The organism is Staphylococcus sp. Mo2-1, assembly GCF_046721385.1.
In the GTDB taxonomy this organism is placed as follows: domain Bacteria; phylum Bacillota; class Bacilli; order Staphylococcales; family Staphylococcaceae; genus Staphylococcus; species Staphylococcus equorum_A.
This window is the reverse complement of sequence record NZ_JBEUUK010000001.1, coordinates 2,402,428-2,414,087: the sequence shown is the minus strand read 5'-3', so window position 1 is coordinate 2,414,087 and position 11,660 is coordinate 2,402,428. Positions and strand designations below refer to the sequence as shown.

The 11,660-nt window shown below is 37.1% G+C and carries 9 protein-coding genes; 8 read left to right on the top strand and 1 reads right to left on the bottom strand.

From position 1 onward, the window contains the following. Nucleotides 1-14 precede the first annotated feature (14 nt). Nucleotides 15-1,007, bottom strand: coding sequence for an ABC transporter substrate-binding protein (locus ABLV95_RS12200; RefSeq protein WP_427705805.1), 993 nt, complete (start codon nt 1,005-1,007; stop codon nt 15-17). Between the two features lie 215 nt (nt 1,008-1,222). On the opposite strand from ABLV95_RS12200, the gene sbnA reads away from it, so the two are divergent. From sbnA to ABLV95_RS12160, 8 genes are read left to right on the top strand one after another with little or no spacing between them, the layout of a single operon-like run. Then, nucleotides 1,223-2,203 (top strand): 2,3-diaminopropionate biosynthesis protein SbnA, encoded by a 981-nt coding sequence (gene sbnA, locus ABLV95_RS12195; protein ID WP_427705807.1) that lies wholly within the window; start codon nt 1,223-1,225, stop codon nt 2,201-2,203. After that, nucleotides 2,200-3,210, top strand: coding sequence for a 2,3-diaminopropionate biosynthesis protein SbnB (gene sbnB, locus ABLV95_RS12190; RefSeq protein WP_427705809.1), 1,011 nt, complete (start codon nt 2,200-2,202; stop codon nt 3,208-3,210). The genes sbnA and sbnB overlap by 4 nt, the downstream gene beginning before the upstream one ends. 13 nt (nt 3,211-3,223) lie before the next feature. Further along, entirely contained in the window at nt 3,224-4,993 is a 1,770-nt protein-coding gene (sbnC, locus tag ABLV95_RS12185) for a staphyloferrin B biosynthesis protein SbnC (protein ID WP_460872182.1), read from the top strand. Then, nucleotides 4,983-6,242 carry an MFS transporter gene (locus ABLV95_RS12180; RefSeq protein ID WP_460875831.1) on the top strand — a complete coding sequence of 420 codons (1,260 nt, stop codon included), beginning with the start codon at nt 4,983-4,985 and terminating at the stop codon, nt 6,240-6,242. The genes sbnC and ABLV95_RS12180 overlap by 11 nt, the downstream gene beginning before the upstream one ends. Next, nucleotides 6,232-7,959, top strand: a complete 1,728-nt coding sequence (locus ABLV95_RS12175) for an IucA/IucC family protein (protein WP_460875829.1) — start codon at nt 6,232-6,234, stop codon at nt 7,957-7,959. Before ABLV95_RS12180 ends, ABLV95_RS12175 begins: the two co-directional genes overlap by 11 nt. Beyond that, nucleotides 7,946-9,718: a staphyloferrin B biosynthesis protein SbnF gene (gene sbnF / locus ABLV95_RS12170; protein ID WP_460876757.1), complete on the top strand. Its 1,773-nt coding sequence runs from the start codon at nt 7,946-7,948 to the stop codon at nt 9,716-9,718. Before ABLV95_RS12175 ends, sbnF begins: the two co-directional genes overlap by 14 nt. Beyond that, complete coding sequence (locus ABLV95_RS12165; protein WP_427705817.1) at nt 9,693-10,487, top strand: HpcH/HpaI aldolase family protein; 795 nt, start codon at nt 9,693-9,695, stop codon at nt 10,485-10,487. The genes sbnF and ABLV95_RS12165 overlap by 26 nt, the downstream gene beginning before the upstream one ends. Then, nucleotides 10,462-11,652, top strand: a complete 1,191-nt coding sequence (locus ABLV95_RS12160; RefSeq protein ID WP_427705819.1) for a type III PLP-dependent enzyme — start codon at nt 10,462-10,464, stop codon at nt 11,650-11,652. Before ABLV95_RS12165 ends, ABLV95_RS12160 begins: the two co-directional genes overlap by 26 nt. Nucleotides 11,653-11,660: the final 8 nt, after the last annotated feature.

Genomic DNA, 11,660 nt, shown 5'->3' with positions numbered 1-11,660 from the left:
TAACTCCTTATTGATTAAGATTGTTTTTCAATATCTAATTTTTTGTATAAATCGTCAATGAGCTTAAGTGATGAAGTGTAACCACCAGCCATGTTCCATGTGATTTCGTCCACATTTTTTGATACTTTATCATTTTTTACTGCATTTAAGTTTTGCCATTGATTACTTGATGTCCATTCTTTTTCTGTTTTCTTAGTTAATTCTACGTCCTTAGCACTTTTATCAGACTTGAACATAAAGATATGGTCAGCATCCATAAGTGGAATGCTTTCTTTAGATGTTAATTGAATGATGTCTTTACCTTTATCAACTTGTTTTTGTTGTCCTTCTGGGCGTTTAAATCCTAAGTCATGTAAGATGTCTCCAGCGTAACCACTTGCATAAATACGTGCATGATCTGGTCTGAAGTTGATAACTGAAGCTGACATTGGCCATTGATCTCCATACTTAGCTTTTGCATCTTTTTTAAATTGTGCAACTTTATCATCATAATTCTTTAATAACTCATCAGCTTTTTCTTCTTTACCGAGTGCTTTACCCATCATTTTCGTTGTATCTTGAAATTTATACACTGTATCGTGCGTAATGGTTGGTGCGATTTTAGAAAGTTGTTCATATTGTTTTTCATTTCTGACTTTAGAACCGATGATTAAATCTGGTTTTAACTTAGATATTTCTTCTAAGTTTGGTGAAGGTTCTTGACCTACTATTTTTGTATCTTTTAGGTCGTCTTTTATGTAATCATATTTAGGTTGTTGCGTCCAAGATTCTACAGCACCGACGGGTTTGACGCCTAATGCGACAGAGACATCAGTCGCGCCTTGATATAATGTTACGACACGTCTTGGTTTCCCTTTAATTTCAGTGGTCCCCATAGCATGTTTAATCTTCGTTGTTTTACTATCTTCCTTTGACTCCGATGACTTTTCGGACTCCCCATTTCCACAAGCTGCTAACACCATAACGGCTACTAAAACAGTAATGAATACTTTTGTTAAATGTTTCATTTCTCTAAAACCTCCAACCTGGATTGATAATCATTATCAATTCTAATATCTTATAAAGTAAACGATATGTCAACAAAAATTTTAAATTTTTTTAAAAATTAAATAAAGATTTGACATTTTTAATAAGGATACCTAGAATACAGTTTACTGATAATGATAATCGTTATCAGTATCGTAGTGTTATCGATAATCCATATTTTTTAGGAGGAATTTAAGTGAGACAAGAACCTAAGCATTGTCATGATTCTTTACTTTCATGTATAGGTGGAACGCCTATGATACAGCTCAAGCAACTGTTTCCGGAACATAATGTTTTCGCAAAATTAGAATATATGAATCCAGGCGGCAGTATGAAAGATAGACCAGCTCAATACATCATTGAAGATGGTTTTAACAAAGGAACAATTACTAAAGGTACACATTTAATTGAGAGTACTTCAGGAAATTTAGGTATTGCTCTAGCAATGATCGCTAAGATAAGAGGATTAACACTAACATGTGTGGTAGACCCGAAGATTTCAGAAACAAATTTAAAAATTATTAAAAGTTATGGTGCAAATATAGATATGGTAAACGAAGCGGATGAAAATGGTGGGTATTTAATGACGCGCATTCAACGTGTTCGTGAATTACTTGATTCAACTGACAACGCATATTGGATCAATCAATACGCAAATGAATTAAATTGGCAAGCACATTATCATGGCGCTGGTGCAGAAATCGTAGAGCAAATAGAAAACCCAATTGATTATTTTATAGCGCCAGTGAGTACGACAGGCAGCATTATGGGCATGAGTAGAAAAATCAAAGAACATCACCCGAATGCACATATTATTGCGGTGGATGCGAAAGGGTCAGTTATTTTTGGTGACGCACCTACAGATAGAGAATTACCAGGTATTGGCGCGAGTAGAGTGCCTGAAATTTTAAATAAAGAAGAAATAGACCAAGTTGTCCATGTCGATGACTACCAATCAGCACTTGGATGTAAACGCTTAGTTGATTATGAAGGTATTTTTGCTGGTGGATCGACAGGATCAATTATATCAGCGATTGAAAAAGTCATTCATTCTATCGATAAAGATAAAACAATTGTGACGATTTTACCTGATAGAGGCGATCGCTATTTAGATTTAGTTTATTCAGATGCATGGTTTGATGATGTAAAAAATAAAAAAGGAGCACTAACACGATGAACAAAGACATGTTGTATTTAAATAGATCAGATATTGAACAAGCAGGAGGTAATCATTCAACAGTTTATGTAAATGCATTAACAGAGGCATTAAAAGCCCACGCGAATCAAGATTTTGTGCAACCATTAAAGCCATATTTACGCGCAAATGGTAAAGAAGGGCATATTGCGGATCGTATTATTGCCATGCCAAGTCATATTGGCGGTCAAGATCCAGTATCAGGTATTAAATGGATAGGTAGTAAACATGATAATCCTTCAGAACGAAAGATTGAACGCGCAAGTGGCGTTATTATTTTGAATGATCCCGAAACAAACTATCCCATTGCAGTGATGGAAGCGAGCTTAATCAGTAGTATGAGAACGGCTGCTGTTTCAGTCATTGCTGCTCAGAAATTAGCGAAAAAAGGCTTTGAAAGATTAACAATTATCGGCTGTGGTCTAATTGGTGATAGACAATTGCAAAGTATGTTAGAGCAATTTGATCATATTAAACAAGTATACGTATTTGATCAATTTGAAAAAGCCAGCGCTAATTTTATTGGAAAATGGGCTGAAGCACGTCCAGATATTGACTTTGTTCAAGTGACGACAGCGAAAGAAGCAGTTGAAAATGGAGAGGTAGTCATTACTTGCACAGTTACGGACAAACCATACATTGAATATGACTGGATTCAAAAAGGCACATTTATTAGCAATATTTCAATTATGGATATTAAAAAAGAAGTCTTTACACAAGCAGATAAAGTCTTGGTAGACGATTGGTCACAAGCAAATCGCGAGAAAAAGACAATTAATCAACTTGTATTAGAAGGGCGCTTTAGTAGGGAAGCCTTACATGCTGAATTAGGAGAATTATTAACGGGTGCTAAACCAGGAAGAGAAAATGATGAAGAAATTATTTTATTAAATCCAATGGGTATGGCAATCGAAGATATTTCAAGTGCTTATTATATTTATAAAGAAGCGAAGCAACAGCAAATCGGAACAACATTAAGTCTATATTAAGGAGTGTCGTTCAGTGATAGAAGTCACAGCGAATCATCAACAAAATCATGCGCACACTACTGTTTTAAGAAATCTAGTGGATGGTCTATTATTTGAAGATGTCTTTGGTCTTTTGACAAAAAGTGAAGCATTGCAAATCGCTTCAGATACGCTATTGAAATATGGCAATGAAGATAAGGCGCTCTATATACCTGTTTATCATAGTGGTTTAAATATTTATAGATTAAAAGGAACGACCGTCTTTGTAAAAGACAATGACGAACAACATGAAATAAATGCTTTAGCGTTATGGGACACACTAGTTGAAATGAATGCACCGTCGAGCCGTGAATTGAATACAGCACGTTTTCGAGAAGGGCTTGAAGTTGCGATGGATCAGTTAACAGCCCAATTAGAAGGATTAACCTTATCAGAACATCCTTTTATCAAATCAGAACAGATTGCGAGCTTAAAGGATCGTCCATTTCATCCTTTAGCTAAAGAAAAACGTGGTTTAGTTACAGCAGATTATCAACAATATCAACCAGAATATTTTAAAACGTTCTCTTTAAAAACGGTTGCGATACATCGTGATTACATTCTTAAGAGTGAGTATTTAAACGAAAGTTTATTCAATGAAGCCTTAGCAATTGAAGACGAGGGCACATTAGCACACACGCTTGAGGCGGCAAGCTTATCTTCAGAGTCGTATATGGTATTTCCTGTACATCCTTGGCAAATGACACATGTGATTCCCGAAATGTTTCAAGCAGAAATCGCGGCGCACATCATTGTGCCACTAGATTATGAGTTTGGCGCGTTTTTGCCATCATCATCTATGCGTTCGCTCATTGATATTCATCGCCCGTTTCAACATATTAAAGTACCGTTTTCAATGCAGTCGTTAGGTGCACTGAGATTAACACCGACACGCTACTTATTAAATGGTGAAAAGGCAGAACAATTATTAAGTGAAATTATAGCTCAAGACAGCACTTTAGAAAATAAGGTAGCGCTGTGTAATGAAAAACAGTGGCTATCGTTTATTAATGCAGACAAAGATATATTCCAAGATCAAATAGGCCATCTGACAACACAGATTAGAAGTTATCCTAAGCAAGTGACAGCGTCATCGTCACAACTCGTATCGATGGTCGCATTAGCGGCCCATGATGCCACATTATATGAAGATATTCTAGGCATAGCGCAGGCTCAAATGAAGAGTCAGCAATTAGAATCATTATTTGATGAGATGATAGACCAATTTCTTCATATTATGCTCAAATTTATGAAAAATGGTGTCTTACCAGAAGTGCATGGACAAAATATTTTGATTTTATTTAAAGAAGGGCACGTGGATCAATTCATATTGAGAGATCACGATACAGTACGTATTTATCCACAGTGGATGCATGAAAATAACATTGATATGCCACAATATGCGATAAGCAAAAATTCTCCGAATACGTTAATTAATGAAGATATAGAAACGTTTTTTACATATTTTCAAACATTAGCAGTATCAGTGAATTTGTATGCAATTGTAGATATGATGCATCACGTTTTTGGATTGGATGAAATCGTGTTAATGAATAAAATAAAAGCATCACTTTCAAAGCATGTGCAACAGATGGATTGTTCGGAAGCGGATAAAGCACAAGTGCAACATATTTTATTCGAGAAACAAACATGGCCTTTTAAACGCGTACTTTTACCACTTTTACATCAACAAGAATCAGGTGGCGGTAGTATGCCATCCAGTATTGGGACGATACCAAACCCCATGATGCGTCATGAACAGTGAAGCGATTTGGTATAGGAACTTTCGCATCTTATGGTTGAGCCAGTTTATTTCGATAGTCGGACTGACTGTACTCGTTCCTTTGTTGCCAATCTATATTGCATCGCTCAAGAATTTATCTGTTACAGAAATTCAAATGTGGAGTGGAGTTGCGATTGCGGCGCCCGCTATCACAACGATGATTTCATCACCGTTGTGGGGCAAACTTGGCGATAGAATCAGCCGGAAATGGATGGTACTCCGTGCATTATTAGGTTTAGCAGTTTGTTTATTATTGATGTCACTCTGTACGACGCCACTGCAGTTTGTGTTAGTCAGATTGTTACAAGGATTATTTGGCGGTGTTGTAGATGCTTCTAATGCATTTGCGACGAGTGAAGCACCGGAAAAAATGCGTGGTAAAGTACTTGGGAAATTGCAAAGTTCTATTAGTGCGGGTTCTCTCGTGGGACCACTTATCGGAGGCGTTGCGGCAAGTATTGTTGGATTTCAATCGTTGCTGTTAGTGATTGCTATTTTGACATTTATTGTCTGTGCAGTAGGCATTAAGTTACTTATAGAAACCACACATCAGTATAACCGTAGCGAAGCAGAACCTATGCGTTGTAGTGTAAGACAATCATTTAAATGTTTACTGTGTTCTCAAGTGACATGTCGCTTCATTATCGTTGGTATGCTTGCTAATCTTGCGATGTATGGCATGATGACTGCGCTCGCCCCTTTAACAACTGGCGCCAACCAGACATTTTTAGATGATAAAGCGGCGGTAGGTCTTGTTCAATCTGCATTTTGGACTGCCTCTATTTTAAGTGCCCCATTATGGGGAAGCTTAAATGATAAAAACTATGTCAAATATGTCTATTTAATCACTGCACTCATTTGTGGCTTAAGTGTCATATTTCAAGGTCTGTCGAGCACACTGTGGATGCTAATCATCTTTAGAGTGATACAAGGATTCACGTATAGTGCATTAATTCAAAGTGTGATGTATGTCGTTGTTAAAGCATGTCACCAAGATTTAAAAGGCACCTTCGTTGGTTCCACTAACAGCATGTTAGTTATAGGACAAGTTGGCGGCAGTATGCTAGGCGCTGTGATTACAAGTAGCTATAACCCTACGATTACATTTATCGTGATGGGCGGCATATTTATAAGCAGTTGTGTTGTCTTATTATCATCGCAATTAAACGCTGTGAAAGATTATAAATTAACAATGAATGTATGGGAGTTGAATAATAAACGTGCAAAGTAATCAGAATATGGAAATAGCTGAACATGCAGCTGTAGAACGTATATTGAATGTATATTTTAGAGAACAAAATTTGTACAATGCGCAACCAGAGCAGAACATGTGGTTCATCACGCTCTGGCCATCTAAAACGTTAATAGGTAAATTTAATTATTGGTCAGAAATGGGTCATCACTCATACCACCCAGTGATGTGTGCACAAGACAATGGCACATCTTCACAGTTAGCACCAATGGAAGTGATTGAACACTTGTTTGAGATGCTCGCGCAACAAACTGAAGATGAAGAGACAAGCGAATTAAGAGCAATACTACACAATATTTACCTAGATATTAACAATAGTGTAAAACGCACCGCACTCTATTTAACACGTGCGCAACAACAACAAACTGAAGATGAGTATATTATTTCGGAACAATCCCTTTATTTGGGTCACCCGTTTCATCCAACTCCCAAGAGTTCAGTCGGATTTAGCGAAGGAGATTTATTGAATTATGCACCAGAGTGCCAGACACAATTTCAACTGTATTATATACAAGTTGAGCGTTCTATCATGCTTGAACGATATGTGGAAGGCAGAGCCGCCGCAGTAAATGAATTGGCATTACAGTTGGCACAGTTAGATACTGATGACATAGAAGCCGGTTATACATTATTACCTGTGCACCCATATCAAATAGCTGTATTAAAAGACAACGCTAAGTTTAAACAATGGATGGATGACGGCTTTATTAAAGATATCGGTATCAGCGGACATTACGTCTATCCGACGTCTTCTGTTCGCACGGTATTTTCAAAAGAGCTTAACGTTTACCTGAAATTACCGATATATGTCAAAATCACAAACTTCGTAAGAACGAATGATCATGAACAAGTAGAACGTACAATTGATGCCGCAAGTGTCATCGCATCGATAAAACCAGATTATGAAACAAAGCATTTTAAGCTGATGTTCGAAGAAGGTTATCGTGCATTGAAAGATTCGCCTGAAGCAGGCGCTTTCGATTTATTAGCAAACACCGCAATGATTGTGCGTGAAGGTATTGAAGATTATCACTCGGAGAAACAAATTCACGTGTTAGCAAGTCTATTTGAAACCATGCCACATGAGCCGGATTCTATGTTAGGAGAGATGATTACTCAAAGCGGCTTGTCGGATGAGGAATGGTTAAGTGCATACTTAGACATCACCTTATATCCAATGCTTGAATTATTATCTGAAACTGGCATTAGTCTAGAAGGTCATGTACAAAATACTTTGATTGAATTTAAAGATGGCCATCCGCAAGTGTGTTATGTCAGAGATTTGGAAGGCGTATGCATCGCAGAAGATATCGCAAAGCGTGCGCAAATTATTCCAAATATAATACAAAGCGAAAGTCCAGTTGTCTACAGTAATGAAGCGACGTGGCATCGTTTTAAATACTACATTATTGTAAATCATTTGGGGCATTTGGTGGCTACAATGGGCAAACGCGTTGGTAGTGAAACGACATTATGGCAAACGGTTCGCAATAAATTATTGGATTGGTCTCAAGACGCAAGTATATCAACACAAATGAAAGTCTATGTGGATGACCTATACGAAAGTCCAACATTTTCAGCAAAAGCAAACTTTTTGAGCAAAATAAAAGCGTGTGGCGATAACCCAATTTATACCAATATACCAAACCCAATGTTTATGGAAGAGGAGGTACGACAACATGATGCACAATATTGAACAACAAGTAAAACACCGCATTATGAATCAACTTGTAACTTCTATTATATATGAAGATGTCGTGCAATATGAGGTGACACAACAAGGTGCTACTACGACAGTAACAATTGAAGCGGAAGACGCAACGTATCGTGCTGAAGTAAGAGAATTAGATAGCTTTCAAAGGTTAGAACTTACATCACCTGTATGGCGAATCACAGGTGAAGGCGATACAGCAGTAACGATTGATTACGCCACAATGTTACGAGAAGTCATCTATACATTTGATAAAAATAGTGAAAAAGTAGAGGCGTTTATCAATGAATTACTACAAACGGAACTGAAAGATACACAAGCCATGCGATATAAAGAGATGACTGCGGGTAGTGTTAAATTAACGTTCGATGCAATTGAATCTTATGCGATGGAAGGTCATCCGTATCACCCAAGTTATAAATCACGTCTCGGCTTTACCCTTGTAGATAATTTGGAATATGGTCCTGATTTTCAGCCGACATTTACATTGAAATGGCTCGCAATTCCAAAACAATATATTGAACAGACTGTCTCTCAAAATATTGAATCGCAAGAATTATTTCAACAACAATTAGGTAATGAAGTTGTGCGGCAGTTTAAAGAAGTGCTTATAGCATTAGATAAATCATTAGCGGACTATGAATGGTTGCCTGTACATCCTTGGCAATTTGATCACATTATTGCGAATGAACTTGCTGAACAATGGATTAATGGTGAAATTATATTATTAGGTGAATCGGAAGAATACTATACACCACAACAATCGATTCGTACATTATCACCTGTGGACACGTCTAAATATTATATTAAAGTGCCCTTAAGTATTACGAATACATCCACTAAACGTGTATTAGCGCCACATACGATTGAAAATGCAGCGCAGATTACAGATTGGTTAAAGCATATTCATGAACAAGACAGCTATCTAAATAAAGAATTAAAAACGGTCTTCTTAGGTGAAATATTAGGAATGTCTTATATTAATGATAATTTAGCTGAATCAAAGCGTGAAGCCATTTATGGTTCAGTATCTGTCATATGGCGAGAGAACTTACACAGTTACTTAACTGAAACAGAAGATGCGATACCATTTAATGCGATTTATAGTTTAGACCAACAACAGAATCCAATTATTCAACAATGGATTGCACAATATGGCGTAGCGACTTGGGTTAAACAATTTATCAAAGTCGCAGTGCAACCGATTATCCATATGCTTTATTACCATGGGATTGCACTTGAATCACATGCGCAAAATATGATGCTCATTCATGAAGACGGTTGGCCAACGCGTGTAGCAATTAAAGATTTTCATGATGGTGTGCGTTTTAAACGTGGATTACTAAGTATAGAAGCACAAAACCCTCAATTAAAAGATACACCAGAAGAACATAAGAAAATTAATCGTAATTCATTTATCGAAACAGAAGATGTGGAACTCGTTAGAGACTTTGCTCTAGATGCATTTTTCTTTATTAATATTTCTGAAATCATTATGTTCTTTGAACGTCACTACAATTTGAGTGAACGTCAACAATGGATGTATGTATACGATGAAATCGAGCAGTATCGTCAAACCCATCCTGACCTGCCTAATTATGAGCATTTTGATCTATTTGAAAAAACGATACAAGTAGAAAAATTAACAACAAGAAGATTATTAGAGGATACAGAAATAAGAATCCATCACGTAAGTAACCCGTTAGGAGTGATTCATCATGATGACGTTATCCCTCAAAGATAAATTGGCACAAGACACTGAAGTCTATGGCATTTTCAATTCGATTCCGAACCCACTTGTTATTGAAATCATTGCGGCAAGTGGTTATGATTTTGTAATTATAGATACTGAACATGCTGCCATTAATGATGAAACGTTAGAACATTTAATTCGTGCGGCTGAATCAGCGCAAATCACACCAATTGTCAGGGTCACTCAAGTCATTGAGCGAGATATTATCAAAGTGTTGGACATGGGCGCAAGAGGTATTATTATCCCTCATGTTAAAGATAAAGCGACCGTAGAACATATTGTGGAATTAAGTCGTTATTATCCTCAAGGTATGCGCAGTTTAAATGGTGGACGCATGGCCAAGTTTGGTGAAATTCCATTAACAAATTATATGGCAGATGCGAACAATAAAATTATTGTCATGGCGATGATTGAAGATCAAGAGGGCATCAGTGCGATAGAAGACATTGTACAAGTTGACGGCTTAGACATGATTATTGAAGGTGCTGCCGATTTATCTCAGTCGTTTGGCATGCCATGGGAAACAAGCAGTGAAGTCATACAATCAGCATTACGTTACATGCATGACGTGACAAGTGATTACAATAAACACTTTTGTGCATTACCAAGAAATAAAGAACAACAAGATATATGGGCACAACGTGGTGTTAATACGTTTGTACTCGGAGACGATCGTGGCAAAATCTACCGTAATTTAAAATCAGAATTAACCTCATTTAAAGGAGGGGCAAAACGTGACACAAATATTCGACAAAATTAAAGAAATCAAGCAAAGTGGCACTCCTGTTTGTCATTATATATATGATTTAAACGCATTACGTCAACATGTGCACAAAATCGTTTCGTCCTTACCAGAGAACTGTGAGATGTATTATGCGATGAAAGCCAATAGTGAAGAAGACATTTTAGCGATGATGAGTGAATCTGTTGCTGGATTTGAAGTAGCATCTCAAGGTGAAATACAAAAAGGTTTAGCACATAAAAAAGCGAACCGCATTATTTTTGGTGGTCCAGGCAAAACAGATGAAGAATTAGCATTTGCCATAGATAAAGGCATTCAACGCGTTCACGTAGAAAGTATATACGAGTTAAAAAGGTTAAATGCTATCCTTGATACCAAAAATGAACAGATGGATGTCTTATTACGTGTGAATTTATCAGGACCCTTTCCAAACGCGACGCTACACATGGCGGGACGACCAACCCAATTTGGTATATCAGAAAATGAAGTCGAACAAGCAATCAAACTTGCACTTGAACTACCGCATATCAACTTAGAAGGATTTCATTTTCATTCTATTTCAAATAACTTAGATGCGGCGTTACATCTAGATGTTATGCGACTCTATTTTCATAAAGCCAAAGTGTGGGCAGAGGCCTTTCAATTTCCACTGAAACATATCAACATCGGTGGAGGTATTGGAGTCAATTACGCAGATTTAAATCAACAATTCGAATGGCAACAATTTGTTGAAGGCTTTCAAGACGTGATTAATGAAGAAGCGATGAATGATGTTACGTTGAACTTTGAGTGTGGCCGTTACTTAGTTGCGCATATCGGTTACTATGCGACTGAAGTCATTGATATCAAGCAAGTGCATCATGCGTATTACGCTATTTTAAAAGGGGGCACGCAACAATTTAGACTACCAGTGTCATGGCAACACAATCATCCTTTTGAAATATGTCATATTGATCATAATCCCTATCGCTTTGAACGCATGGAAGTCGCTAATGAAAAGGTGACATTCGTCGGTCAACTCTGCACGCCGAAAGATGTTTTCTCAAAAGAAACACCAGTAAAATCTGTAAGAACTGGGGATGTCGTAATATTTAATTACGCTGGCGCTTATGGTTGGTCTATTTCTCACCATGATTTTTTAAGTCATCCACATCCGACATTTATCTATTTATCTGATCAATAAGGAGGACT